This is a genomic window from Cognaticolwellia beringensis (assembly GCF_002076895.1).
GTDB lineage: Bacteria > Pseudomonadota > Gammaproteobacteria > Enterobacterales > Alteromonadaceae > Cognaticolwellia > Cognaticolwellia beringensis.
On record NZ_CP020465.1, the window covers coordinates 2,309,853 to 2,336,082 of the forward strand.

The window sequence follows — 26,230 nt, forward strand, 5'->3', positions numbered from 1 at the left end:
TTTATTAATTCGCATGGGTATTAAGCGTCACGTGGCATTCCTTTTTCAACCGAGCGAATTAATCGTGCGGTTAAACGTAAATTTTGATCTTTAACTAAAGCTTGTTGTTTTAATGTTTGCTGTGCTATTGCCCATTCAATATGTTCGGCAACCATAGCCTCAGCCTTTGGCAGTTTTGCCGTTAAGGCGCTGACATTGTTCTCAGAAAAATCAGCGTTACCTAAGGCAACGGCAATATTTCGCTGCCAGCTTTGAAAGCCAATACGCCGAATAGGTGAGCCTTCGGTTTTATTTAAAAATGTTGCTTCGTCCCAAGCAAACAAAGTCAACAATTCGATATTGTCTAAGTTCTGTCGAGGTTTAAAATCATCCTCACTGCCCAGTTTTGCGAACTTGTTCCAAGGGCAAATTAATTGGCAGTCATCACAACCATAAATTCTATTGCCAATTAACGGTCGAAACTCTTCAGGGATCGCCTCGCGCAATTCTATTGTGAGATATGATATACAGCGCCTTGCATCGACAACATAAGGTTCGACAATGGCTTGGGTCGGACAAATTTTTATACAGGCCACACACGTACCGCAGTTATTTTCTGCTTTAGTGTCAGTTATTAAGGGAATATCAACCAATAGCTCGCCGAGGAAAAACCACGAGCCGGCTTGCTTGTTAATCAGTAATGAATGCTTACCCACCCAGCCTAAACCTGCTTTCTCAGCAAGGGGTCTTTCTAATATGGGGGCGGAATCAACAAACGGGCGATAGTTAATGTTTTCACAATGGGCTTTGATTTTTTCACCTAATTGCTTTAGGCGTTTACGCATTAATTTGTGATAATCGCGGCCTAAGGCATAGCGACTGATATAGGCATGATCTCGATTTTTTAAGATACGGGCAAACTTAGCATCAGTTGGTAAGTAATCCATACGAACGCTAATCACATTAAGTGTACCTTCAACCAACTCCTTTGCCCTTGCACGCATTAAACCATGGCGGGCCATATAATCCATGTTGCCATGGTAATTGTTTTCTAACCAACTTGTTAACGCTGCTTCGTGCTCAGATAAATCAACATCGCTGATCCCAACTTGTGAAAAGCCAAGTTCTTGACCCCAAAACTTGATTTTTTCTGTTAAATATTGATAGTTAATAGCAGGTGTAGTCATGGCAGCCGAATATTGAAACGATAAAGGTGGTATCAAAAGTGTCGACAAGTTTAGCACATTACGCATATAAGGTTAATCAGCTACAACGCCATGAAGCAGAAGCTGCAATGGCGGGTGGCATAAACTTATTTCAATTAATGGCACGAGCGGGTGCCGCGGTGTTAAGTCAAATACAGCAGCATTTTCCCGCCGCACGTCACTTACATATCATTTGTGGTAAAGGAAACAATGGTGGTGACGGTTATGTTATTGCGAAAATAGCTCATGAAGTCGGTTTATCGGTTACCGTGCTGGTTATGGCAGAGCGTGAAGCGATTACCGGGGATGCACAACAAGCGCTAATATTACTCGAAGCACTACCTGTAAAAGTTAATTTTTATCAGCAAAATGAACTAAAAGTAGCCAGTATATCGGCGTTTCAAGCTGATATTATTGTCGACTGTTTATTTGGTATTGGCTTTAGCGGACGATTATCCCCTACGCTTGAGCAGTTGATTATTCAGATTAATAACCAACCCTGTGCCCGGGTGTCGGTTGATGTGCCTTCAGGACTTAATGCCGACTTAGGTACAGTATATACTGTGGCGGTCAAGGCAGATTTAACTGTAACACTCATTGCTTATAAACAAGGTTTGTTAACCGGGCAAGCGGGAAACTATGTCGGTAATTTACAGCTTGAAACCTTAGGCGTTAATCATGTGTTTGCTCAGTTAACCACCACCGCATGTTTTCGCCAAAGTGAAAGAAATTTACCGAGCATTTTACCAAGAGCGCCTTGTAGTCATAAAGGACATATTGGCATGCTACTCGCGGTCGGTGGCTTCGAAACGTTTACCGGCGCCATTTGTTTGGCTGCCGAAGCCGCTTTGCGTTCAGGAGCTTCATTAGTGGGTGTTTGTTGTCATAAACAGTCTAGAAATATTGTGCTGATTAGGCAGGCGGAGCTGATGGTGGTGGCAGATTCAGCTCAAACATTATCTAGCTCAACGTTATTGAAAAAAATAAAAGTTATAATACTCGGCCCTGGCTTGGGGCAAGAGCATTGGTCACAAGCATTATTTGATTTGGTTATTACTCTACCTCAGTCAAAAGTTGTTGATGCTGATGCCTTAAGGTTACTGGCTGAGTATCCAATAAAAAACTCTCAATGGGTATTAACCCCGCATCCAGGTGAAGCCGCTGTTTTGCTATCCTGTTCGATTGCAGAAATAGAAGCTGACCGATTCTCTGCAGTGAAAAAAATTGCTCAGCAATATGGTGGCATCTGTGTGTTAAAGGGGGCGGGTACACTGGTTTCAGATGGAAATATTGTTTGGATTAATAGTACAGGTAACCCCGGCATGGCAAGTGGTGGTATGGGCGATGTGCTCAGTGGTATTATTGGCGCATTGATCTTACAAAGTGTGGATTTATTTTCCGCTGCTCGCTTAGGTGTCTATATTCATGGTCGCGCAGCTGATATTATTGTTCAAAAATACGGTCAAATAGGATTGCTAGCGAGTGATCTATACCCTGAAATTCAGCGGCTAATTAATGCAGAAAGCTATTAATTGTGCAGTAGATAAGATACTTTAGAAGTAATAACGATACGATGAATAATATAGTGATAAAACAAACCTTTATATTAGCCGATGAATTGGCAACAATCGCTTTAGGTAAAAAATTAGCAAATATTGTAAAAGTTGAGCTTAAACAAGGGATTATTGTTTTTTTAAATGGTGACCTCGGTGCTGGAAAAACCACGTTAACCCGGGGCTTTGTTCAAGGTATGGGCCATGTTGGTAATGTAAAAAGCCCAACCTATACCTTAGTTGAACCTTATGATTTGCAAGACTGGCAAGTTTATCACTTTGATTTATATCGTTTAGGCGATCCTGAAGAATTAGAATATATGGGTATTCGAGATTACTTTAATAGCGATTGTTGTAGCTTTATTGAGTGGCCTGAAAAAGGTCAGGGCATGTTGCCAGAGCCAGATATGATTATCGATTTAGCCTATCATGATGAACAGCGTCAAGTTTCATTGCAGGCCAATACAACATTAGGTGAGCGCTTGTTATCAATTTTAGCGCCGTAAAGCGTTTTATTAATAGACAGTTTCAGAGAAACGTTACACAAGTTAAACAATATAATAAGAAAAATAGTAAATAAAAAAAGTTATTATGGGGTAATGAACACAATGCGTTCAGCAAGTATTGTAAAAAAATTAACGGTGTTATTTACGCTTTGGTTCGCTTTAGCAACAACTGTTTACGCAAGTAATAGCATTGAGAATGTGCGGATATGGCCAGCGCCAGAAAATACCCGCATCGTTTTTGATCTCATCGAAAAACCAGACTTTAAATACTTCTCACTAAAATCCCCAGAACGCTTAGTTATTGATTTTAAAAATAGCCGAAACAATGCAGTTTTAATGTCAGCGATAAAAGCGGATCGTCGAGTGCAAAAAATTCGTACCAGTAGAGCAAAAGAAAAAGGGACCACACGTTTAGTACTAGAGTTAGCTGAAGACTATAAAATTTCGATATTTCCATTGGCACCAGCTGGACAATATAGTGACCGTTTGGTTATTGATCTTTATGACAAAAATAGTCAGCCGATTGCGACCCATGATAATAGCCAAGGTAAACGAGACATCGTCATTGCTATTGTTGCTGGCCACGGTGGTGAAGACCCAGGTTCAATTGGCGCTGCAGGTACTTATGAAAAACGCATTACGTTAAAAATAGCCCAAAAATTGGCTAACTTAATTAACCAGAAGCAAGGCCTTAAAGCGGTGATGATCCGCAGTGGTGACTATTATGTTGACCACAATCGTAAAACTGAACTTGCGAGAAAGTCGAAAGCTGATCTACTTATTTCCATTCATGCTGATGCATTCACTTCATCACAGCCCAATGGTGCATCGGTGCTAGTACAAGCAACGCGACGTGCTGATTCAGAATTCACCCGGTGGATTCAAAATAGAGAAAAAAATTCTGAGTTATTAGGTGGTGCTGGAGAAACGATCAGAAGCACTAAAGACAATAACTTAGCGATTGCTCTTGGCGACATGAAAAAAGAATATACCATGGCGAGTAGTTACGACTTTGCCGAGCATGTTGTGAAGCAGCTAAAAAAAGTGACCAGACTACATAAGCATAAACCTGAACGGTTGAGTTTAGCGGTGTTAAAATCTTCAGATATCCCGTCAGTATTAATTGAAACCGGTTTTATTTCTAACCCAGATGAAGAAAGACGACTTAATAATAGTCACCATCAACAGAAATTGGCTAAAGCAATCTACATTGCTGTTGATGATTATTTCTCTCGAAACCCACCTGATGGTACCTTAATTGCTGCAACGCGCACTCGCGAGCACAAGGTTAGCCGTGGTGAATCGCTTTCTGTGGTTGCCCAGCGCTATAAAGTTTCCATCAGGCAATTAAAATCAGCCAATAACCTCAAATCAAATGTGGTTAGAATTGGCCAAACATTAAAAATACCACAGGCAGATTAACCCTCGCATGACCATTGCAATATTACCCGCTCGCCTCGCTAACCAAATTGCCGCAGGCGAAGTGGTTGAACGCCCAGCTTCCGTCGTTAAAGAACTCGTAGAAAACAGTATTGATGCTGGCGCGACCACCATCAGAATTGATATTGAAAAAGGCGGTGCAAAGCGCATTCGTATTATCGATAATGGCAAAGGTATTGCCAAAGATGAATTAGCCTTAGCCTTGAGCCGACATGCCACCAGTAAAATTAAAGACCTTGACGATCTCGAAGCTATTAGTAGCTTAGGTTTTCGTGGCGAGGCGCTAGCCAGTATAAGTTCGGTTGCTCGCTTAACGCTAACCTCTAAGCCTGAAGCGCAAGAATCAGCATGGCAAGCGAATGCCGAAGGGCGCGATATGGCGGTGTCGGTCAAGCCAGCAGCGCACCCGAACGGCACGACAATAGATGTTAGCGATTTATTTTTTAATACCCCAGCCAGACGAAAATTTTTACGCACTGAAAAAACAGAATATGCCCACATTGAAGAAGTTATCAAGCGCATTGCCCTAGCAAATTTTGATATCAGCTTTGTTCTTACGCATAACCATAAAATAATTAAACAATTTCGGGTCGCTAATTCAACTATTCAGCGTAGTAAACGCGTTGCGCAAGTTTGTGGTCAAAAGTTTATTGATAATGCTATAGAAGTTAACTGTGAACATAATGGCCTGCATTTACATGGTTGGATTGCCCAACCGAGTTATTTTCGTAATCAAAATGATCTCAGCTACAGTTATGTCAATGAGCGAATGATGCGCGATAAATTGATTAATCACGCTATTCGACAAGCTTATGCAGACCTACTACCGAGCGATAGTTACCCCGCATTTGTATTGTTTTTACAGCTCGATTTTCGTGAAGTGGATGTTAATGTGCACCCTGCAAAGCATGAAGTACGGTTTCATCAAGGGCGTTATGTACATGATTTTATTTATTCGGTTTGTAATCGTGCATTAAAAAATGAGCTAGATCTCAATGTTGATAATAGCAATGTCGATAGTAGCACTGGCGAAATATTTTCCGCATCTAGTGATGAGGGATCCCACCCGCAAGTTGGCACTCAAAGCCCCGGTTTTATTACCCCGTTAAGGGCTAGTACTGATAGTCATCAGCAATCAAATTCTTCAGTAAGTTATAAAACGTCTAGCGTTCCAACTGAATATCACAATGAGGGGATAAACCCGCGTAGTAGTGCAAGTTTTTCGCGCGCGAGCGGACAACATTATCCCACAAAGGTTAATCCTCAAGCGAGTAAAGCCTACAGCGACTTAATGACACCTTTAGCCTTGGATACAAAAGTTACCGAGCCTAAGTTAACGCAAGTAGCTGATTCAGTATCAACAGAAGCAAATACCTCTGCTTTAGCGACTGAAAATGAGATGACTGATGTAACAAAAGTTTTATTTTGGCAGGCGCCACATTATTTAGTATTTCAACAACGCGAAACATTACGTTTATTGTCAGTAAAGAAACTTGATCAAATACTTAAGCTACAAGTTATTAAGCAACGCTGGCATGAAAAGCTGGTTAGCCAACCATTATTATTGCCTATAAAAATCTCTGTTAGTGAGAAAGTCGCTAGATTTGTGCAAATAAATGAAAATCAATTTCAGCATATTGGGATGGATATTCGTCAGCTAAATACCAGTACATTACAAATTCGGCAGTTTCCTGCTTTACTGAGAAATAAAGATATTTCGAAAAGTTTTGATAAGTTAATTAAACAGTTAGATGTTGAAAATAGTGACGATATACATGCAGAAATTGACTGGCAAATGGCGTTAGCTGCACTTATGTTAAGTGAAGAAGCCACTCATGCGTATGCGTTGCAAGTTTGGCGAAGTGGAGAAAGTCACTTTAATTGTCAATTTGAGCAGCAACTAAGGTTGAATTCTGTCGCTATAGACCTCACATCTTCTATAAATCAGATAGAGTAAAATATTACCGTAATGACTAACGTGGCAAACCATCAAAACATTGACCTGAAAGAGCCGCCAGTTATTTGTTTAATGGGGCCGACAGCGTCAGGTAAAACGGCTTTAGCGATGGCTTTATGTGATGTGCTACCGTGTGACATTATTAGTGTTGATTCAGCATTAGTTTTTAAAGGTATGGATATTGGTACGGCAAAGCCAACAGCAGATGAATTAGTTGCATATCCACATCAATTGATCGACATTAGAGATCCGAGTGAAAGTTACTCTGCCGCTGATTTTTGCCAAGATGCGCTCATCGCAATAGCTAAAAGTCGAGCCAATGGCCGTATACCTTTATTGGTTGGCGGTACTATGATGTATTTTAAGAGCTTAATTGAAGGCATTTCACCACTGCCTGAAGCTGACAAAAATATTCGTAATGCAATAGCGTTAGAGGCGGCTGACAAAGGTTGGCTAGCTATGCACGAAGAGCTACAGAGCTTTGACCCAGTTTCAGCCGAGCGTATTCATCCAAATGATCCGCAGCGACTGGCTAGAGCAATAGAGGTATATCGTAAAACTGGTAATACTTTGACACAATTGACTGAAGTAAAAGGTGATAAAGTTAGTGGAAATGTTTTACAGTTTGCTATAGCACCAAAAGAACGTAGTGATTTGCACGCTCGAATTGAACTACGTTTTAAGCAAATGATAGCGCAAGACTTTGAACAAGAAGTGATCGCCTTGAAAAGACGGGGTGATTTACATCTCGATTTACCAGCAATTCGCTGTGTTGGTTACCGACAAATGTGGCAACATTTATCGGGTGACTATGATCGAGAAGAGATGATTTTCAAAGGTATTTGTGCAACACGTCAGTTAGCTAAACGGCAGTTGACTTGGTTACGAAGTTGGCAAGATTTACAATGGTTGCATATGGAAGATGAAAATAATTTAAAACTTATTTTATCGGCAGTAAGCAAACTTTAAACATTGATGTATAATTAAGTTAGTTGAGTATTTACCAGCTAGTTTGATTGAGTAACTTTAATCTAGTTTTTAATTTTTACTAAAAATAACAAAAAGGGACAAAATAATGGCAAAGGGGCAATCTTTACAAGACCCATTTTTGAATGCGTTACGTCGTGATCGTATTCCAGTAGCAATTTACTTAGTTAATGGCATTAAACTACAAGGGCAAGTAGAGTCATTTGATCAATTTGTAATTTTACTTAAAAATACCGTTAGCCAAATGGTATATAAGCACGCTATCTCAACAGTAGTGCCAGCGCGAGCAGTAACCACTATGCCAGCCCCACAAGCGAATCAGGATTTAGAAGATTAATGCAAAAAGCTAGTATTGTATGGAGTCGCTCATTTGTTTGATAGATATCAGGCAGGTGAGCAGGCGATACTTGTTCATTTAGATTTCCCAGATGATGATACCCGCGAAGACATACAAGAGTTCGAAATGCTTGTTGATTCTGCTGGTATTACGGCGTTAAATACGATTACAGGTAAACGCAATACTCCGCACCCGAAATATTTTGTTGGTACAGGTAAAGTTCAGGAAGTTGCTGATGCTGTGCGTATGTTCGATGCGAATATTGTATTGTTTAATCATAGTTTAGCGCCATCTCAAGAGAAAAACATTGAAGCTTTATGTCAATGTCGTGTGGTTGATCGTACTACCTTAATTTTAGATATTTTTGCCCAACGTGCTCGCACTCATGAAGGTAAATTACAAGTAGAGTTAGCGCAGTTACGTCACATGAGTACAAGGCTGATACGCGGTTGGACTCACTTAGAGCGCCAAAAAGGTGGTATTGGTTTACGCGGACCAGGTGAAACACAGCTTGAAACAGATAGACGTTTATTACGTGCCCGTATGGTTAATATTCGCAAACGTCTAGAAAAAGTTGAAAAGCAAAGGCAACAAGGTCGTCGTGCGAGAACGAGAGCCGAGATCCCAACAATTTCCTTAGTTGGCTATACCAATGCTGGCAAATCAACCCTATTCAATAAAATTACTCAGGCTGGTGTTTACGCAGCCGATCAATTGTTTGCCACTTTAGACCCTACTTTACGTAAAATTGAAGTAGATGATGTTGGTCGTGTTATTCTTGCTGACACTGTAGGATTTATACGGCATCTGCCTCATGATTTAGTGGCAGCATTTAAAGCGACGTTAACAGAAACAAGAGAAGCAGAGTTATTGCTTCATATAATTGATATTGCCGATGAGCGTCGTAGTGAAAATATTGAACAAGTAGAAGAAGTTTTAAATGAGATAGAAGCGGGTGATGTCCCACAACTATTAATTTGTAATAAAATTGACCGGTTAGATGATGTTGAGCCGAGAATTGATCGTGATGATCAAGGTCTACCTATTCGTGTTTGGCTTTCAGCACAACAAGGCATAGGTATTGAACTTTTATTTCAAGCTCTTGCCGAACGATTAGGCAAACAAATCATCAAACATTTACTCTGTTTACCTCCTAGTGCTGGTAAACTACGTGGTCAACTTTATCAGCTAAATTGTATTACAGACGAACATTATGACGAGCAAGGTAATTGTTTATTAGGTATAAAATTACCCGTGAGAGAGTGGAACCAGTTACTAAAACAAGACGAAGCAGAAATAGAGCACTTTATTCAAACTTAACAGACTGATATATTACGTGAAACACAGTGTTTATCGTTTTATGCAGTTAGCGCACTAATTTTTTATAGCGGAGAATAGCATGGCTTGGAATGAACCGGGGAATAATGAGAAAGATCCCTGGAAAAATAAAGGTGGCAAGAACCAAGGCCCACCTGATTTAGATGATTTATTAAAGGATATCGGCAATAAATTTGGCGGTATATTCGGTGGCGGCAAATCAGGAGGCGGATCTGGGAAAAGTTTTTCTAGTATCGGTATCATGGTTGTGCTTGTTGTCGCTATATTGGCTTATGCCTTTGCAGGCTTTTTTACCATTAAAGAAGCTGAAAAAGGTATCGTTTTACGCTTTGGTCAATATGCTGGTACGGTAGAACCAGGTTTGCGTTGGAAATGGACGTTCGCTGAACGTATTATTCCGGTTGATATGCAAACCACACGTAACCTTCCCTCTTCAGGCTTTATGCTGACGAAAGATGAGAATGTTGTGCGTGTTGAAATGGAAATACAATACCGCGTTGTTGATTCACGTAATTACGTTTTTAGTGTTACCAATGCCGATGAAAGTTTAAGTGAGTCACTTGATAGTGCTTTGCGCTATGTTGTTGGTCACGCGAACATGGACGATATTTTGACCAGTGGTCGAGAAGCCGTTCGTCAAGCGGTCTGGAAAGAGCTAGAAAAAATTATCGAACCTTATAATTTAGGTTTGATTGTTGTTGATGTTAACTTTAAGGACGCGCGTCCGCCAAACGAAGTTAAAGATGCATTTGATGATGCTATTTCTGCGCAAGAAGATGAAGTACGCTTCTTACGTGAAGCTGAAGCATATGCTCGTGGTATTGAGCCGCGTGCGCGTGGTCGTGTTAAGCGTTTAGAGCAAGAAGCTTTAGCGTATAAATCACAAATACTACTTGATGCTGAAGGTGATGTTGCTCGTTTTAACAAGCTATTACCTGAATATAAAGCGGCACCTGAAGTTACCCGTCAGCGTATGTATTTAACGTCGATGGAAAAAGTATACAGCAACACCAGTAAAGTTATGGTTGATGTTGAAGGCGGTAATAACATGATTTACTTACCACTCGATAAAATTATGCAGCAGCAATCTGGCGGTCAACGTGTTAATGAGCAATCATCAACGACAACGATAAACCCATCGTCAAATAGCAATAATACTGCACCAACATTATCCGGTCGTAACGACCGTTTCAATAATGGGAGAGACTAAGCCATGAAGAATTTTATATTGGCAATTGTAGCCTTAATACTTGTGCTAACGGTTTCGTCTGTTTTTGTGGTAATTGAAGGACAACGTGGTATCGTTTTCCAGTTTTCAAAAATTAAGCGTGACGCTGACACTGGCGACATGATGGTTTATGAGCCTGGTTTACACTTTAAATTACCGTTTATTAACCAAGTGCGTAAACTTGATGCACGTATTCAAACTTTAGATGACGCGCCAGATCGATTCGTAACATCTGAAAAGAAAGATTTGATGGTCGACTCATTTGTTAAATGGCGTATCGTTGACTTTTCTACCTACTACTTGCGTACTACAGGCTCAATTGAGAATGCCCGTGCGCTATTGAAACAAAAAGTTAACAATGGTCTACGTACCGAAATAGGTACACGTACCATTAAAGATATTGTTTCTGGTGAACGTGATGACATTATGGCTAAAGCACTTGAAAGTGCTGCAAGTAGCCGTGAAGACTTAGGTATTGAAGTGATTGATGTTCGTATTAAAGCTATTAACTTACCAACGGAAGTTAGTACGTCGATATATGAACGTATGCGAGCTGAACGTACTGCTGTGGCGAAAGAACATCGCTCACAAGGTCAAGAGCAAGCTGAAATCATTCGTGCAACTATTGATGCTAAAGTAACAGTTATGTTAGCGACAGCGCAGAAGAACGCACAAGAAGTTCGTGGTGAAGGTGATGCATTAGCTGCAAAAGTTTATGCCGACTCTTATAGCCAAGATGCTGAATTCTATAACTTCTTTCGTAGCTTAGAAGCTTATGAGAAAAGTTTTAGCTCGAAGAGTGATATCTTGGTGGTTAAACCGGATAGTGACTTCTTTAATTACCTAAAAGATGGTAAAAAAGCGAAGTAACACTTAAGGTTAACCTGTGATTAAAAAGCCATGACATTGTCATGGCTTTTGTGTTTTTATAAGCGAGTAAGCCCTGCTCGTTAAGGAAAATCAAATGTTATATACGCTGATGATGGCAGTCGCTATTGCGTTAATTATTGAAGGACTGATCCCGGCACTTTTCCCCAATAAATGGCGTGCTTATGTTTTAAAATTAGCCAATGAACCTGTGAGTACTATCCGGCAAATTGGCGTTTTTTTAATCGTGATTGGAGCAATTCTATTTTGGGCAGTAAATTAATTCTTTTGCTAACTCCTCACTATCACTAGCTTTTTTTTTATCGCATTAAAAATCAACAATTATTGCTTGGACTCAATATTGATATTTGATAGAATCCCCGCCTAATTTTCTTACCAATATGTGAACATGGGTAAAAACGTCGTAGTTCTAGGCACCCAATGGGGTGACGAAGGTAAAGGTAAAGTCGTCGACTTACTTACTGATAAAGCAAAATATGTAGTGCGCTATCAAGGTGGCCACAATGCGGGTCATACACTAGTCATTAACGGTGAAAAAACCGTTTTACACCTTATTCCATCTGGCGTATTACGTGATAACGTAAAATGTTTAATAGGTAACGGTGTTGTTCTTTGTCCAAAAGCACTTATGACAGAAATGGCAATGTTAGAAGAACGTGGCGTACCTGTACGTGAACGTCTTTTAATTAGCGATGCATGTCCGTTAATTCTTCCATACCACAACGCATTAGATGCAGCTCGTGAAAAAGCGCGTGGTAGCAAAGCTATTGGTACTACCGGTCGTGGTATTGGTCCAGCTTATGAAGACAAAGCTGCTCGCCGTGGTTTACGTGTTGGTGATTTATTTTGCGCAGAGTCATTTGCGTCGAAATTAAAAGAAATTATGGAATACCATAACTTCGTATTAACCGAATACTACAAAGCTGAGCCAGTAAGCTACGAAGAAGTACTTAGCGATGCTATGGCCGTTGCTGAAGTCATTAAAGGTATGGTTGCAGATATCTCAGAAATGCTAGATCAAGCGCGTAAAGCGGGCGAATCTATTATGTTTGAAGGTGCTCAAGGTACATTGCTTGATATCGACCACGGTACTTACCCATATGTAACGTCGTCTAATACAACTGTGGGTGGCGTTGCTACCGGTAGTGGTTTTGGTCCTCTTTACTTAGACTATGTACTTGGTATTACTAAAGCATACACAACACGTGTTGGTTCGGGTCCATTCCCTACTGAATTAGATGACGAAGTTGGTCATCACTTAGGTACTGTAGGCCATGAATTTGGTGCTACAACTGGTCGTGAACGTCGTTGTGGCTGGTTTGACGCCGTTGCCATGCATCGTGCAGTGCAAGTAAATAGCATTAGTGGTTTTTGTTTAACTAAGCTAGACGTTTTAGACGGCTTGAAAACATTAAAAATATGTACAGGCTACAAAACAGCTGAAGGCGACATTATTACTGTGCCACCAACAGCCGCTGAAGGTTATGATAAAATTACCCCAGTGTATGAAGAAATGCCAGGTTGGAGCGAAACTACAGTAGGCGCAACTTCTGTTGACGCATTACCAGCCAATGCTATTGCTTATATCAAACGTATTGAAGAGCTTACCGGTGTACCTGTTGATATTATTTCAACCGGTCCAGACCGTGTTGAAACTATGATTTTAGTTAATCCGTTTGACGAATAACCTAATCTCATTGTTTTAAGTACTTTTAAAAAACCACCTTCTAGGTGGTTTTTTTATGTACAGGATGTACGGTATATCGCGGGTGCATGGATGCACAGGAGCGTGTATGTACAGGATGTACGGTATATCGCGCATGTATGCACAGGATACGCGCTATCGTTTGAGTATGGTGCTCTAAGCCAACCTGCTAATTAATTCAGCATTACTTTAATAGCTACATGTTTTAGGAACTTTGACCCCACGGGATTAGTAAATTCCTTACGTCGGTGCACGAAACAATAATTTATAGCCTGTGGGTATATCACGATCAACAGACGTTAATACCAGAACAACAATGCTTGAACAGATAAAGCCTTTTCTCAATCTGCATTAAAACCAGCCAGGTAGCTTTTGATATCAACAGGCCGATAGAGAAAAAACTTTCTCTTACAGTCTATATTTATGACAATTTCAGTGAACTGTCGCTATATTCTGTTATCTGTCATGAAATGATACAAACGGGAATCAATGCCAGTAAGGGTAGGAGCTTTAAGCATTAACTTGAACATTAACTTACTTATAATTTGATAAAACATTCTAATCGCTATTTATCTATGAATAGTGAGTAATATATGTAGAATATTTAGCTAGCTTATATGAAATAAAAAACTTATAAGGCTATATTTATTATAGCTTGTAGCTAATTAATATATACAAAATAGCTTGAAATTAGCCAACGCATTGCAATAACATGTAAACAGCAATAAAAGCATCAACTAAAACTCATCGATAAGACGCACGAGTTACACTCACCTCACAAAAGGAATAGACATGACAGATCTTCGCCAACAAGCACTTGATTATCATCAATACCCAACGCCGGGCAAAATTAGTGTTGAATTAACGACGCCAGCTGAAACAAGCCAAGATCTCTCACTCGCTTATAGCCCTGGTGTAGCTGAGCCTGTTCGTGCCATTGCTGAAAATCCAGATGATGTTTATAAATATACCGGCAAAGGTAATACCGTTGCCGTTATCACCAACGGTACTGCTATTTTAGGCTTAGGTAACTTAGGGCCAATGGCCGCTAAACCTGTCATGGAAGGTAAGGCTTTATTATTTAAACGCTTTGCTGGCATTAACTCTTTTGATATTGAAGTTAAGCATAAAACGGTAGAAGACTTTATTAGTACGGTTGCCAATATTGCCGACAGTTTTGGTGGTATCAACTTAGAAGATATCAAAGCGCCTGAATGTTTCGTGATTGAAAAAGCATTAATTGAGCGTTGTAAAGTGCCGGTATTTCATGACGACCAGCATGGTACGGCTATTGTAACCGCTGCTGGTATGATCAATGCACTAGAAATTCAAGGTAAAGAATTACGCAATGCCAACATTGTTTGTATGGGCGCGGGTGCTGCGGCAATTGCTTGTATGGAATTATTGATTAAATGTGGCGCACAACGTGAAAAGATTTATATGCTCGACACTAAAGGGGTTATCCACACTCGTCGTGACGATTTAAATGAATATAAAACGTTATTTGCTAACAATACCGATAAACGCACCTTAGAAGACGCCATTGACGGTGCTGACGTGTTTGTTGGTGTATCTGGTCCTAATGTATTATCGGCTGAACATGTTAAGCTGATGGCCGATAAGCCAGTAATTTTCGCATGTTCGAATCCTGACCCAGAGATTAAGCCTGAACTTGCTTTGGCGACGCGTGATGATTTAATTATCGCGACAGGACGTTCAGATTATCCGAATCAAGTAAACAACGTGCTATGTTTCCCATTTATCTTCCGTGGTGCTTTAGATGTGCGAGCTCGTACCATTAATGATGAAATGAAGATAGCCGCAGTTCATGCCATTCGAACCTTAGCAAAAGAAGCTGTACCGGCTGAAGTATTAACAGCGAGTGGCAGTGACAGCTTAACCTTTGGTAAAGATTATATTATTCCTAAGCCTATGGACTCACGTTTGCGTTCAGCTGTAGCCATTGCCGTTGCTCAAGCCGCTGTTGACTCTGGTGTCGCTGCGCTTCCCATGCCAGAAAACTATAACGGTTAAGTTATAAGTTTTGAGCCTTCAGTAGTCAGCTATCAGTTAGACAAAACATAGACACCAATGTGGCTTTTGTTTTAACTGACAGCTTGGCACTGATAGCTTAGAGCTGACTAATTTTAGCTATGTCTTGGCTTTGGAGCAGAAATGACCATCCCTATCAAGCAACGAATCGCCAATATTGCCCTCGTGGTTGAAGACTACGATGATGCGATTGCATTCTATACCAAAAAATTAAATTTTGAGCTCATTGAAGATACTGACTTAGGTGCAGGTAAACGTTGGATTCAAATATCTCCTCCAAATGCTAATGGCACAACTCTATTGCTGGCTAAAGCCAGTAATGCTCAGCAAGAACAATCAGTCGGCAACCAAGCAGGAGGTCGGGTATTTTTATTTCTTCAAACTAATGACTTTTGGCGTGATTACGAAGCTATGAAAGGCCAAGGTGTTGAGTTTAACGAAGAACCACGTGTCGAAGCATACGGCACGGTAGTCGTATTTAAAGACTTGTATGGCACTAAGTGGGACTTATTGCAGTTGAATAATGCTGCTGGTAATGATTCATAAGATATAAGCTTTATTGATTGAAACTTCGCAAAATTAAGCATAACTAACCACTGTTTTAGTGGCAAAACTACAGATCTACATCCATAATAGGTTAAATTTTATACTTAAAGGATGATCGTAGCATGGAAGCAAATATACAAATCAACAAGGTTTTGCGTATTTTAGGTGGGTTAGTCTCAATGCTATTCTTATTTATAGTTTATATTTCATTGTTTTCAAATGAGATAATCGCTATAGGCATGGTGATTTGTGGTTTTATTTTTATACTACTGGTAGCCCCTGTATGCATTTATGGTTACATTTCAGGTAAAATCTTAGATAAGCTGCCCACTAATTTAGTCGATGTCATTAAGGGAAAGTTATTGATAGATAAGAATTAAGGCTAATTATATAAAGCTCTATTGGACTTATTAGTTATTCATTTTTAATCGTAGAATAACTAGAGGCTAAATTTTTGTTTGGTATTTAGATCATTTCAGAATGATGGATTATTTATTTCAATTGGTATTCGTAAAGATAATTAAATTAGCATAAACAATTTTTTGCAATAAAAAAGGCGCATTAAGCGCCTTTTGTCATTTTAGAAAGCCAGGATTTATTTACCCGGTTAATCTTCTGTTTCTTCTTCAATTTCTGTTTCGTACTCGCTAAAATCGGTTACACCTTGTGCTTCTAAAGCTCTGCGTACACTTGCGGGTAATTTTTGTGTGTTGTCTTTTGCTAAGTCACTATCGTCTGGCAAAGGCTGGCCAGTAAAAGCATGTAAAAATGCTTCACATAATAGTTCACTGTTGGTTGCATGACGCAAGTTATTGACTTGTCGACGTGTACGTTCATCAGTGAGCACTTTTAAAACACGTAAAGGGATAGACACGGTGATCTTTTTTACTTGTTCACTTTTCTTCCCGTGTTCGGCGTATGGGTTAAGATACTCGCCATTCCACTCTGCCATGAATATTCCTCAAACTTAAATGATTACGAAAAACTTATATTTAGCTTGTCTGGTGTACCAGTTAGCGATAAGTTTATTCTTACTAGTTGATTTTACTGGTTGTGGGGCGCGAGTCAATAACGAATGTGTAGAAGTTTAGATGTCTAAAGTTCTTGACCCCAGAACTTAAACCATTTAGATTGATAGACGTCCAAACATCTAAATAGAAAAGTACCAATACTGGAGTACACATGAGCGAGAAAAAATTTGCCACTACCGCTGTTCGAGCGGGCATTAATAGTGACCAACAACACGGTGCTGTTATTCCAGCTATTCATCTTTCAAGTACTTATGCACTGAAAGGTTTTAATGAAAAACGTCAATTTGATTATTCACGTACCGGTAACCCAACACGCGCCACTTTTGCTCAAGCTATTGCAGATTTAGAGCAAGGTGCTTTAGGCATTGTTACCAGCACGGGTATGTCAGCAGTGCATCTTATTTGCCAATTACTGAGTCCTACAGATACGATTGTTATTCCGCATGACTGTTACGGCGGCAGCTTTCGCTTATTTACCCATTTGGCAAAACGCGAACTGTTTAATTTAGTGGTGGTAGACCAAAATGATCAAGCGGCCTTAACACAAGCATTGGCGAAGAAACCAAAATTAGTTTTAATTGAATCGCCGAGCAACCCTTTACTGAGATTAGTCGATATAGCGTCTGTAACTGAACAGGCCCATAACGTGGGTGCATTAGTTGCAGTTGATAACACCTTTATGTCACCCGTTTTACAGCAGCCACTTTTATTGGGTGCTGATATCGTTTTTCATTCTACAACTAAATACATTAATGGACATAGCGATGTGGTTGGCGGAGTTTTAGTGACCAAAGAGCAAGCGCTAGGTGAAGAACTGGCTTGGTGGGCAAACTGTATTGGCATTACAGGTTCAGCGTTTGATAGTTTCCTAGCTCTACGTGGTCTAAAAACATTGCCTATCAGAATGAAGCAGCATCAAGAAAATGCCAATGCGGTCGCCGCATTTTTACAGCAACATTCGGCAGTTGAACAAGTTTATTTTCCAGGCTTAGCGGATCACCCACAACATGCCTTAGCTAAAAAACAGCAACATGACTTTGGTGCCATGATGAGCTTTGAACTTAAAGGTGGCGTTGAAGCCGTTAAAGTTTTGTTCGATAAACTGGAATTTTTTACTTTGGCACAATCATTAGGTGGCGTTGAAAGCTTGATCAGTCATCCATCAACCATGACCCATGCCGGTATGGAAATTAAAGCTCAATTGGCTGCCGGTATTACCCAGTCATTAGTACGAATTTCAGTAGGTATTGAAGATATAGATGACATGCTTGCAGACCTTTCTCAAGCGCTTGATGCAAGCCAACTGTAGTTCAGTTTGATGTGGTGCTTAGTCTTACTTATTCGCAATAAGCAGACTAAGCACAAAGTAAATTTTTAAATTGGGCAGATAAATACAGTGGCCCTTGGTATTAAAATGATTGATTCAAATACAGCGGTAACGCTCAGCCCTTCAAAAAATAAATTGGTCAAAATTGGCTGCAATGTTCATAAGTTTGGTGGTAGTAGTTTAGCGACTAGTGCTTGCATTGAACGTGTGGTTGAAATTATTCGTCAGCATTGCCAGCTAAATGACATTATTGTGGTGTCTGCCAATGGTAATACGACTGATGCATTATTTAAACTATATCAAATTTCTGTTGAACTCCAGGAAGTTACTTTACTTAACCCTGAACAAGCAAGATCGGCAAAAGAAGCAAAGACCTTACACCGGCAATTACTTGAGACTATTACAACACTTGAGACTGCACAGGCCTTATTGATTGATGAGCTATTAAATGCCAGTAGCGCCGCGAGACTAAAATCTTTACTGAGCGACAACATAGCCCAACTTTCAGCAAACTTACTTAGTGATCCCGTTAGTTATGAAAATGACCTATTAGCGTTTGGTGATTTTTGGTCAGCACGTTTGTTATCGGCAGTATTGAGTGAAAGTGTTTGTCCTAGCTATATGTTAGATGCGAGAGAGTTTCTGTTACTAAAAGATGAAAAAAATTGCGCTATTGACTATAGCGAGAGCGAAAAAGGTTTTTCTCAGCGTCGACAACAAGACAAACTGGTCATAGTTACTGGTTATATTGCGCGTAATAAACAACAGCAAACTTGTACTTTGGGGCGGAACGGTAGTGATTATTCCGCAACTATAATGGCGGCATTGTCAGGCGCGCGTAACGTAACGCTTTGGACCGATGTTGATGGTATTTATAGTGCAGACCCTCGTGTTGTTCCGTCAGCGAGAAAGTTGCACCGCCTACCGAATGCGGTTGCCAATGAACTTGGCCGCTTAGGTAATCCTGTACTGCACGCAAAAACCTTGCAGCCATTAACCAACCATAATACCCATTTACATGTTGCCAGCAGCTTTGCCCCCGATATTAGCGGTAGTGAGATAGGCAAGTTTGGCCAAATAGCAAAACAAGAACTGTCAGTCACCAGTTTAAACGATTTAATATTAGCAAAATCAACCAGCTTCTTCGCTAAATCTGGAGAATTAGCGGTCAGTGAGTTTGCACCGATTTGTTATAATCTTGACGAAGGCTACATAGTCGTAACGCAGGAGCAGCAAAAGTCGGTTAGCCAATGGCTAGCAAGCCATGACACTGAAGTTACTTTTAAGCCTGTAGCGATTATTGCCATTGTGGGTCACGGTGTCGCCAAACAAGGTGACATGCGCGCGAGGTTTAAAAGGGCGCTTAAGCATCAGCAAACCTTACATTTTCTACATTCTTTTAATGAACATAGTTATATTGCTATTTTGCCTGAGCTTTGCTCGAGTGAAGTACTGAACAATGTGCACGCTGATATGACCAAAGACGCCAAAAACATTGCCCTTGTCGTCGCAGGTTTAGGTAACATTGGTCAACGATTCTTAACCATGTTACCAAAGCAAATTGCACGTGTTTCAGGCTTAGAAAATGTGCATTTGGTTGGTTTAGTCGGTGCTAGCAAAGCGTTAATTAATACCGATGGCATAGATGTAGCCAATGCGCTGGAACATTATCAACAACAAGCTCAACAATATGACAGTGAACAGCTGTTAGCTTGGTTAACAAGTCATCCTTATGATGAATTGATTATTGTTGATATCACACCCAGTGAAGCCTTTAGCCATTTGTATCAAGAGTTTTTTGCTCGTGGTATACACGTTATTGGCGCGAACAAATGGGCAGCCTCTTCAAGCACAGAAAACTATCAACAACTGATCTCCACAGCCGAAAAAAATAAGAGTATCTGGCTTGGTAATACTACGGTTGGTGCGGGCTTACCTATTAATTCAACGATTAAAGAGTTATTGAATAGTGGCGATCAAATATCGGAAATTTCTGGCATATTTTCTGGTACGTTATCGTGGTTATTTCAGTATTACGATGGCGTAACACCATTTTCGGCACTGCTAAGTGATGCTTTATCGCAAGGGATCACAGAGCCAGATCCACGAGAAGATTTATCAGGTAGAGATGTACAGCGTAAGCTATTAATACTCGCTCGTTGTGCTGGCTTTGAGTTATCGTTAGCAGACATTGACTGTCAAAGCTTAGTACCAGTGGCCTTACGTGATATCTCGTTAGCAGAATTTCTTGAACGAACGTCAGAGCTTGATGAAATGTTTTTATCACGCTTAAAGCAGGCGCAAGATAAAACTTGTGTTATTCGTTATGTAGCCAGGTTTATAAGTGAAAATGATCAGGTGACAGCGAAAGTGAGCTTAGAAGAATTAAGTGAAAATGATGCCTTTGCACAGTTAACGCCTTGCGATAACGTCTTTCAAATTAAAAGTGATTGGTATCAAGATAATGCGTTGATTATTCGTGGTCCGGGCGCAGGGCGTGATGTAACTGCGGGTGGAATTCATGCTGATTTGGTCACTATTTGTCAGCAGTTAAATCATCGTCATCAGCAAGTTAAAATCAAAGGATTAAATTAAACTGGCTGATAAACATCGTAGATAAATTTACGAGCTTACGGGGTAAGTAATAATAAAGAGTTGATGGGTATATTAAAACTATCAACTCTTTATTATTCAATATTTTGTCAGCGGTCAGTCGCTATATCTTAAAAAGATTTACCAATGCTAAATACCAAGTTTTCGTCACTTTGGGCACCAGATAACTCTTTTGAGTTAGCGACAATGGCGATACCAACATCGAAACCTGAAACTTCTGTTCCGTAGCCTAATTCTAGGTAATCACCGTCAAAATCTTTACCCCAAGTACCATAAAGGGCATAAAAACCTTCATGTTCAACTTTAGCTGTGAAGAAATCATAGTCTTGGTCAGCACCAGATTCTACTTCCCACTCACCAACGTTATAAGTCACTGAAAACATTCCGTAGCTTAAACCTAAGTTTACTTCATTATAAGAAGTGTCAAAGTCACCGGTGTATTGGTAACTAGTAAAACCAACGTTATAGCCTAAACCACTGTCAAGTTCGCCATTGTAACCGCCATATATATCGACTTCTAAACCGGCTTGCACGTCAGCTCCCCATGCACCAATATAAAAACCACTATTTTCATAATCAACACCAGCACTTGCGGAAGCTGTATCTGTTTGTACTACGCCACGGAAGATATATTGTGATACCACGCCAACATTAGCACTTAAGCCTTCTATGCCAGTCGCAGATGCAGAAGTTGAAGCACATGCAGAAGCTGCTAGGAGCATCGAAATTGATAGAGAGATAATTGTTTTTTTCATGTTTTAGTCCACTAAGTTTTTATAATTGTTGTAGCTAATGCAAAGACAATGCCTGTATGAGATATTTTAAAATAAATAATATTATATCAACAGCTTATGGTTTTTATTACTTTGTTTTAGCTTAAAGAGAATAGAACGTTTGTGTTTAAATGGTGCAAATACAGTGGCCTATGTTCAAATAAAGTGCACCGTTTGTGGTGAGTAATTAAATACGTTGATGGAAGATTTAGGTAAAAGGCTAAAGTTTAAACTTTATCTTGCAAGGCATATCACATTTAATATCTACTTTTGTAGCTGATCTCAGTCGCAAAATTTGTACAATTAAGTTAAAGTAGCGCAAATTTTATCGAGGGTATCACTATGTCTGATTTTTTAATTGCTCCATCAATTTTATCTGCAGACTTCGCTCGTTTGGGCGAAGAAGTTGCAAATGTACTTAGCGCTGGCGCTGATGTTATTCATTTTGATGTCATGGACAACCACTTTGTGCCAAATCTTACCTTTGGTTCTATGATCTGTAAGTCATTGCGAGATTACGGTATTACTGCACCTATTGACGTGCATTTGATGGTCAAACCTGTTGATAGCCTTATTCCAGACTTTGCGAAAGCAGGCGCTGATATTATTACTTTTCATCCTGAAGCCAGCGACCATATTGATAGAACCTTACAGCTAATTAAAGATCACGGTTGTAAAGCTGGTTTAGTGTTAAACCCAGCAACACCGCTACATGTTTTAGATTTTGTAATGGATAAGCTCGATGTTATTTTGTTAATGTCAGTGAATCCGGGCTTTGGCGGACAATCTTTTATACCAACGACTTTGGATAAACTACGTTTAGTGCGTGAAAAAATTGATGCCAGTGGTTTCGACATTCGCCTACAAGTAGATGGCGGCGTTAAAGCTGACAATATCGCAGAAATTGCTGCTGCCGGTGCAGACATGTTTGTCGCAGGCTCGGCTATATTTTCAAAGCCAGATTACAAAATTGCCATTGATGAAATGCGTACAGCACTATCGACTGTAAAAAAATAACATAATTAACCATATTAAAATTAGAAAATTTGAAGGATAACAAATGAGTAAACCTATTGTATTAAGTGGCTGCCAGCCATCAGGTGAGTTAACTATTGGTAATTACCTTGGTGCGTTAAAGCAATGGGTAAGCATGCAAGATAGCCATGAGTGTTATTACATGTTGGTAGATCAGCATGCTATTACCGTTCGTCCTGATCCTGAAGCGTTACGAAAGGCAACGTTAGACGGTTTAGCCTTGTATTTAGCCTGTGGTGTTGACCCAGAAAAAAGTACTATTTTTATTCAGTCGCATGTACCAGAGCACGCGCAACTGAGCTGGGTACTCAATTGCTACACGCAAATGGGGGAGCTTAACCGTATGACACAATACAAAGATAAGTCATCAAAGTCTGAAGCGAATATGAATTCAGGTTTGTTTACCTACCCAGTGTTAATGGCCGCTGATATTTTATTGTACGGCGCAAATAAAGTGCCCGTTGGCGATGACCAAAAGCAACATTTAGAATTAGCGCGCGATATAGCCACGCGTTTTAATAACCTACACGGTGAAACGTTTAAAGTGCCAGAGCCTTATATTCCAGAGTTTGGTGCCCGTGTAATGAGTTTATTAGAGCCAACGAAAAAAATGTCAAAATCTGATACTAACCCGGGTAACTTTATCGGTTTATTAGAAGATACCAAGAAAATAACGAAAAAAATTAAACGTGCGGTAACTGACTCTGACGAGCAAGCGAATATCTATTTTGATATTGCTGAAAAACCAGGGGTGTCAAACTTGTTATCACTTTTATCTTGTACAACGGGTAAAACGGTTGAAGAACTTGTACCTGAATATGAAGATAAAATGTATGGTCACTTAAAAGGTGATGTTGCTGAAGCGGTAGTTGCTTTACTCGCGCCAATTCAAGAGCGCTATCACCAGTTCCGTAACGACCAAGCTTATTTAGATGAAGTTATGCGTAAGGGGGCTGACAAAGCTTCTGCACGAGCCAGTAAGTTGCTTGCTGAGGTTTATCAAGCGGTTGGTTTTATCGCTAAACCTTAACAACGACAGTATCGTCACAAGTTGAAATAAAAAAGCCTGAATTTATTCAGGCTTTTTTATTTCAGGCAGTTGATACAGAATAGCGGTTTTAAAAACCTTATTTTAAATACCTTATTTTAAATACATGGCAAAGTGCAATATATCGTTATTCTTTACTCTCTGCTTCTGCGCTTTTGGTGGCTTTTGCAAATAACTTACTCGCGTCACTTACAAATGTCTCAACATCGCTACTTGGCGCGAATATGAAAGCCGGCGACATTATAGTGGTGTCGAACTGTGGACGCGGATTAAAGTCCGGTTGCTTACTCATTTGTATTATAAAACTGCCACCGAACAATAAGAGTATTAGGCATGAGGCGACAACATTTCTTCGACGTAAGGTCATGTGGAAACCGACATAGCAATTGAGCCAAAATAACCCAAAAGCCAGTAGCAAAGGAATAATGGATAACAACCAGAGCATTGAAAAGTTGCTTGAAGTATTAAAGTGGACAATATTTTCAAAAATATCACTAAGCCACATTAAATTGAAGAAAATAAAACAAATGCCCATTTGGGTCCAAAAACGCGCATCGTGTTTAGTTAAATGTGACACTAAAGCGATACCAGCAGGCCACAAGACAAAGCCTAATGTTAAACCGATAGTTGGCACTAACATCTGAGTTAACGTCACTTCGTTGGCATTGTTTAAATTAATTATCCAACCACCGATTAAGGCGAATAAGGTCATGCTAAGTGCGAGTACAGCAGGATGACGGGCTAAATTAATTAAGCTTTCGAAGGGGCTAATAGCGATACTTTCTTCAACCGGATGATTTGGGAAAACAAAGCGTACTTGGCTTTTGCCAATAGTAACAATATCGCCAGAGCGCACTTGGTGCTCAATAGCGTTTTCTTTACTGCCTTCAAGATAACTGCCATTGATAGAGCCTTGATCGTTTACCAACCAATGTTCACCGTTAAAATGTAGCTGTAAGTGATCAGCACAGACATGTGGATCACTAATGATAATATCGTTATCGTACCCACGGCCAATGCTAATGTTGTTTGTAGTAAATTTGTGACGGCCTAATAACTTATGGCCATGACTGATTTCTTCAATAATTATTTCCATGAAACCGACTCCATAAACTTAGTTAAAAAAGCCAGCGAGGTTTCTTGGGCAACACCCGAAATAGTAAAATGGCTGAGCAAAGCGTATTGTTCGTGATCTACCGATATTGCGATGTAGAGCACATCGTAAAGTGCGGGAAAGTCTTTATAGGCACGAGTACAAAACACCGATTTATTATTAATGTTACTATTTTGAGGCTTAACAAGGTCGTGGTGGCATTGATATTCAGTAACATCATCTTTACCCGCAAGATTACCCGGGGCAACTTGGTTTAATTGGCGTTCAAAAATATGATAAAACTTAGTGCTACCAATTTTATCTGATTCCATATAACGGTATTCCATTTCTAAAGAACCGGTAAAAAAGTCTGAAGAAATATAAGTATTTTCATCTAAGTCGCAATTGGCAACAGCGGCCATAATTTGGGCGTCCGCTTTATCTGAGTTCGATTCACCCCAACAACGAACAAAGGGAACATCGATAGTGGGAATTAAACCTCGGCCTAATTGTTTTAGCTGCCAATCACTGTTGAGCACTGTGGTAATAAGCTTTTCTTGATTACGCATTAATTGAGCTGCCATTTGTTGCTCAATACTTGCTGGAGGGCTATTTTTGTATTCTAGATAGAGCGCCAGTAGCTTGTCATGCGGGACTAAGAAGCCGATTTGGTTACCTGATGTAGCAACGTTAATACCAACGACTTCAGTATTTTTGTTAACTACTGGGCCACCGCTCATGCCTGAGTTAACTGAACCCGTAAAATGAATACGGTCGTTAAATGACTCATTTTTTAAACCATTATAAGTCCCCGGCACGACTATCATGCCTAAATCATGGGGGTTACCTAATGAAAATAACTCTTCACCTTTGGTGGGGGCTTGTTTAGCTATCTGAAAATATGGCATTTCAGTGTTTACCTCACGTTGAACAATGGCGAGGTCATTAATAACATCGACACTTTTCAAAGTCAGTGCCGCTTTGTTGCCTTTATTATCTAAATATTCAATGGTGTATTTATGAGGATGACGGGCAAAACCGGAAATAACATGATAATTAGTCGCTATAAGGCCATTACTGCTAATTTGAAAACCTGAACCGATAGATGACTTTTCACCACTGGCTTTGTCAATTAAGCGAATTTGATAAAGTGAAGGGGCCAATTGTTTGAAAATTTCCTCGGCCTGCTCAACGGCGATACTTATAGTACTGAAGCACATAAGTAGCAGAGCAAAAATAGCTTTCATTGAATATCCTTTTATATTATTACTTTAGGAACTGTTTGATATATAGGCAAAGCAGAACACGTCTGGCTACCATTGTGCCAGTGTATTTAAATTTGTCATCTTTTATCAGACCAAATGACTATTTTGTCTGATGCTTGGCTAAGTTTATTACGCGAAGCACAAACATAGCATGCAGAATTGCCATAATAATAGGCTTGTTCGTATAAATAAGTTTAAGGGGGCAATGCTAAGCATCTAATAGCCTTTCTATACGTGAAATGATAAGCGTATGGGTTACATACATATAAAGTTTTTAATGCCTTTAGGTCTATTTTGTTTTGTAACAACCTGATAATCAAAGTT

General features: G+C 39.8%; 23 protein-coding genes. 18 read left to right on the forward strand and 5 right to left on the reverse strand.

Annotation, left to right across the window (positions count from 1 at the left end):
* Positions 1 to 20: 20 nt before the first annotated feature.
* The gene (gene queG, locus B5D82_RS09790; RefSeq protein WP_081151169.1) at positions 21 to 1,166 is read right to left on the reverse strand and encodes a tRNA epoxyqueuosine(34) reductase QueG; all 1,146 of its coding nucleotides are present in this window, start codon (positions 1,164 to 1,166) and stop codon (positions 21 to 23) included.
* Between the two features lie 38 nt (positions 1,167 to 1,204).
* On the opposite strand from queG, the gene B5D82_RS09795 reads away from it, so the two are divergent.
* The 14 genes from B5D82_RS09795 (at position 1,205) to B5D82_RS09860 (ending at position 16,101) form a co-directional block, all read left to right on the forward strand.
* A complete protein-coding gene (locus B5D82_RS09795) occupies positions 1,205 to 2,716 on the forward strand; it encodes an NAD(P)H-hydrate dehydratase (protein WP_157673870.1) in 1,512 nt (503 codons plus the stop codon).
* 41 nt (positions 2,717 to 2,757) lie between these two features.
* The gene (gene tsaE, locus B5D82_RS09800) at positions 2,758 to 3,243 is read left to right on the forward strand and encodes a tRNA (adenosine(37)-N6)-threonylcarbamoyltransferase complex ATPase subunit type 1 TsaE (protein ID WP_081151172.1); all 486 of its coding nucleotides are present in this window, start codon (positions 2,758 to 2,760) and stop codon (positions 3,241 to 3,243) included.
* A gap of 102 nt (positions 3,244 to 3,345) precedes the next feature.
* Complete coding sequence (locus tag B5D82_RS09805; protein WP_094122789.1) at positions 3,346 to 4,665, forward strand: N-acetylmuramoyl-L-alanine amidase; 1,320 nt, start codon at positions 3,346 to 3,348, stop codon at positions 4,663 to 4,665.
* A 7-nt stretch (positions 4,666 to 4,672) separates the two neighbouring features.
* Entirely contained in the window at positions 4,673 to 6,640 is a 1,968-nt protein-coding gene (gene mutL / locus B5D82_RS09810; RefSeq protein WP_081151176.1) for a DNA mismatch repair endonuclease MutL, read from the forward strand.
* 12 nt (positions 6,641 to 6,652) lie between these two features.
* A complete protein-coding gene (gene miaA, locus B5D82_RS09815) occupies positions 6,653 to 7,609 on the forward strand; it encodes a tRNA (adenosine(37)-N6)-dimethylallyltransferase MiaA (RefSeq protein WP_081151178.1) in 957 nt (318 codons plus the stop codon).
* 106 nt (positions 7,610 to 7,715) lie between these two features.
* On the forward strand, positions 7,716 to 7,964 hold the full coding sequence (gene hfq, locus B5D82_RS09820) for an RNA chaperone Hfq (RefSeq protein ID WP_081151180.1): 249 nt from the start codon (positions 7,716 to 7,718) through the stop codon (positions 7,962 to 7,964).
* Between the two features lie 33 nt (positions 7,965 to 7,997).
* Complete coding sequence (gene hflX / locus B5D82_RS09825) at positions 7,998 to 9,284, forward strand: ribosome rescue GTPase HflX (protein WP_081151182.1); 1,287 nt, start codon at positions 7,998 to 8,000, stop codon at positions 9,282 to 9,284.
* Positions 9,285 to 9,363: 79 nt separating this feature from the next.
* On the forward strand, positions 9,364 to 10,512 hold the full coding sequence (gene hflK / locus B5D82_RS09830) for an FtsH protease activity modulator HflK (RefSeq protein ID WP_081151184.1): 1,149 nt from the start codon (positions 9,364 to 9,366) through the stop codon (positions 10,510 to 10,512).
* A 3-nt stretch (positions 10,513 to 10,515) separates the two neighbouring features.
* Positions 10,516 to 11,400 (forward strand): protease modulator HflC, encoded by an 885-nt coding sequence (hflC, locus tag B5D82_RS09835; protein WP_081151186.1) that lies wholly within the window; start codon positions 10,516 to 10,518, stop codon positions 11,398 to 11,400.
* A gap of 94 nt (positions 11,401 to 11,494) precedes the next feature.
* Positions 11,495 to 11,680 (forward strand): DUF2065 domain-containing protein, encoded by a 186-nt coding sequence (locus B5D82_RS09840; RefSeq protein ID WP_081151188.1) that lies wholly within the window; start codon positions 11,495 to 11,497, stop codon positions 11,678 to 11,680.
* A 126-nt stretch (positions 11,681 to 11,806) separates the two neighbouring features.
* Positions 11,807 to 13,105 (forward strand): adenylosuccinate synthase, encoded by a 1,299-nt coding sequence (locus B5D82_RS09845; protein WP_081151190.1) that lies wholly within the window; start codon positions 11,807 to 11,809, stop codon positions 13,103 to 13,105.
* 810 nt (positions 13,106 to 13,915) lie between these two features.
* A complete protein-coding gene (locus B5D82_RS09850) occupies positions 13,916 to 15,157 on the forward strand; it encodes a malic enzyme-like NAD(P)-binding protein (protein WP_081151192.1) in 1,242 nt (413 codons plus the stop codon).
* A gap of 141 nt (positions 15,158 to 15,298) precedes the next feature.
* Positions 15,299 to 15,721 (forward strand): VOC family protein, encoded by a 423-nt coding sequence (locus B5D82_RS09855; RefSeq protein WP_081151194.1) that lies wholly within the window; start codon positions 15,299 to 15,301, stop codon positions 15,719 to 15,721.
* A gap of 122 nt (positions 15,722 to 15,843) precedes the next feature.
* Positions 15,844 to 16,101, forward strand: coding sequence for a hypothetical protein (locus B5D82_RS09860; RefSeq protein ID WP_081151196.1), 258 nt, complete (start codon positions 15,844 to 15,846; stop codon positions 16,099 to 16,101).
* A 227-nt stretch (positions 16,102 to 16,328) separates the two neighbouring features.
* On the opposite strand, the gene metJ is transcribed toward B5D82_RS09860, so the two are convergent.
* Complete coding sequence (gene metJ / locus B5D82_RS09865; protein WP_081151198.1) at positions 16,329 to 16,673, reverse strand: met regulon transcriptional regulator MetJ; 345 nt, start codon at positions 16,671 to 16,673, stop codon at positions 16,329 to 16,331.
* 230 nt (positions 16,674 to 16,903) lie between these two features.
* Between metJ and metB the strand changes: the two genes are divergently transcribed.
* Positions 16,904 to 18,061, forward strand: a complete 1,158-nt coding sequence (metB, locus tag B5D82_RS09870) for a cystathionine gamma-synthase (RefSeq protein WP_081151200.1) — start codon at positions 16,904 to 16,906, stop codon at positions 18,059 to 18,061.
* A 105-nt stretch (positions 18,062 to 18,166) separates the two neighbouring features.
* Positions 18,167 to 20,674 carry a bifunctional aspartate kinase/homoserine dehydrogenase II gene (metL, locus tag B5D82_RS09875; RefSeq protein WP_081151201.1) on the forward strand — a complete coding sequence of 836 codons (2,508 nt, stop codon included), beginning with the start codon at positions 18,167 to 18,169 and terminating at the stop codon, positions 20,672 to 20,674.
* Between the two features lie 128 nt (positions 20,675 to 20,802).
* Here the strand turns inward: metL and B5D82_RS09880 are convergent, their stop codons facing one another.
* Positions 20,803 to 21,447 carry a TorF family putative porin gene (locus B5D82_RS09880; protein ID WP_081151203.1) on the reverse strand — a complete coding sequence of 215 codons (645 nt, stop codon included), beginning with the start codon at positions 21,445 to 21,447 and terminating at the stop codon, positions 20,803 to 20,805.
* A gap of 360 nt (positions 21,448 to 21,807) precedes the next feature.
* On the opposite strand from B5D82_RS09880, the gene rpe reads away from it, so the two are divergent.
* Entirely contained in the window at positions 21,808 to 22,482 is a 675-nt protein-coding gene (gene rpe, locus B5D82_RS09885) for a ribulose-phosphate 3-epimerase (protein WP_081151205.1), read from the forward strand.
* Between the two features lie 43 nt (positions 22,483 to 22,525).
* Positions 22,526 to 23,530 carry a tryptophan--tRNA ligase gene (gene trpS / locus B5D82_RS09890; protein WP_081151207.1) on the forward strand — a complete coding sequence of 335 codons (1,005 nt, stop codon included), beginning with the start codon at positions 22,526 to 22,528 and terminating at the stop codon, positions 23,528 to 23,530.
* Positions 23,531 to 23,675: 145 nt separating this feature from the next.
* Here the strand turns inward: trpS and B5D82_RS09895 are convergent, their stop codons facing one another.
* Positions 23,676 to 24,644 (reverse strand): FHA domain-containing protein, encoded by a 969-nt coding sequence (locus B5D82_RS09895; protein WP_081151209.1) that lies wholly within the window; start codon positions 24,642 to 24,644, stop codon positions 23,676 to 23,678.
* A complete protein-coding gene (locus B5D82_RS09900; RefSeq protein WP_081151211.1) occupies positions 24,635 to 25,888 on the reverse strand; it encodes a S1 family peptidase in 1,254 nt (417 codons plus the stop codon). The genes B5D82_RS09895 and B5D82_RS09900 overlap by 10 nt, the downstream gene beginning before the upstream one ends.
* Between the last annotated feature and the right edge of the window lie 342 nt (positions 25,889 to 26,230).

Bases quoted from the DNA above. Each gene is read 5' to 3' on its own strand.
- metB (WP_081151200.1), top strand. From the start codon at position 16,904: ATGAGCGAGAAAAAATTTGCCACTACCGCTGTTCGAGCGGGCATTAAT.
- trpS (WP_081151207.1), top strand. From the start codon at position 22,526: ATGAGTAAACCTATTGTATTAAGTGGCTGCCAGCCATCAGGTGAGTTA.
- B5D82_RS09840 (WP_081151188.1), top strand. From the start codon at position 11,495: ATGTTATATACGCTGATGATGGCAGTCGCTATTGCGTTAATTATTGAA.
- queG (WP_081151169.1), bottom strand. From the start codon at position 1,166: ATGACTACACCTGCTATTAACTATCAATATTTAACAGAAAAAATCAAG.
- B5D82_RS09805 (WP_094122789.1), top strand. From the start codon at position 3,346: ATGCGTTCAGCAAGTATTGTAAAAAAATTAACGGTGTTATTTACGCTT.
- B5D82_RS09860 (WP_081151196.1), top strand. From the start codon at position 15,844: ATGGAAGCAAATATACAAATCAACAAGGTTTTGCGTATTTTAGGTGGG.
- tsaE (WP_081151172.1), top strand. From the start codon at position 2,758: ATGAATAATATAGTGATAAAACAAACCTTTATATTAGCCGATGAATTG.
- B5D82_RS09850 (WP_081151192.1), top strand. From the start codon at position 13,916: ATGACAGATCTTCGCCAACAAGCACTTGATTATCATCAATACCCAACG.
- B5D82_RS09900 (WP_081151211.1), bottom strand. From the start codon at position 25,888: ATGAAAGCTATTTTTGCTCTGCTACTTATGTGCTTCAGTACTATAAGT.
- B5D82_RS09855 (WP_081151194.1), top strand. From the start codon at position 15,299: ATGACCATCCCTATCAAGCAACGAATCGCCAATATTGCCCTCGTGGTT.
- B5D82_RS09880 (WP_081151203.1), bottom strand. From the start codon at position 21,447: ATGAAAAAAACAATTATCTCTCTATCAATTTCGATGCTCCTAGCAGCT.
- rpe (WP_081151205.1), top strand. From the start codon at position 21,808: ATGTCTGATTTTTTAATTGCTCCATCAATTTTATCTGCAGACTTCGCT.
- metL (WP_081151201.1), top strand. From the start codon at position 18,167: ATGATTGATTCAAATACAGCGGTAACGCTCAGCCCTTCAAAAAATAAA.
- hflC (WP_081151186.1), top strand. From the start codon at position 10,516: ATGAAGAATTTTATATTGGCAATTGTAGCCTTAATACTTGTGCTAACG.
- miaA (WP_081151178.1), top strand. From the start codon at position 6,653: ATGACTAACGTGGCAAACCATCAAAACATTGACCTGAAAGAGCCGCCA.
- mutL (WP_081151176.1), top strand. From the start codon at position 4,673: ATGACCATTGCAATATTACCCGCTCGCCTCGCTAACCAAATTGCCGCA.
- metJ (WP_081151198.1), bottom strand. From the start codon at position 16,673: ATGGCAGAGTGGAATGGCGAGTATCTTAACCCATACGCCGAACACGGG.
- hfq (WP_081151180.1), top strand. From the start codon at position 7,716: ATGGCAAAGGGGCAATCTTTACAAGACCCATTTTTGAATGCGTTACGT.
- B5D82_RS09895 (WP_081151209.1), bottom strand. From the start codon at position 24,644: ATGGAAATAATTATTGAAGAAATCAGTCATGGCCATAAGTTATTAGGC.
- hflK (WP_081151184.1), top strand. From the start codon at position 9,364: ATGGCTTGGAATGAACCGGGGAATAATGAGAAAGATCCCTGGAAAAAT.
- B5D82_RS09845 (WP_081151190.1), top strand. From the start codon at position 11,807: ATGGGTAAAAACGTCGTAGTTCTAGGCACCCAATGGGGTGACGAAGGT.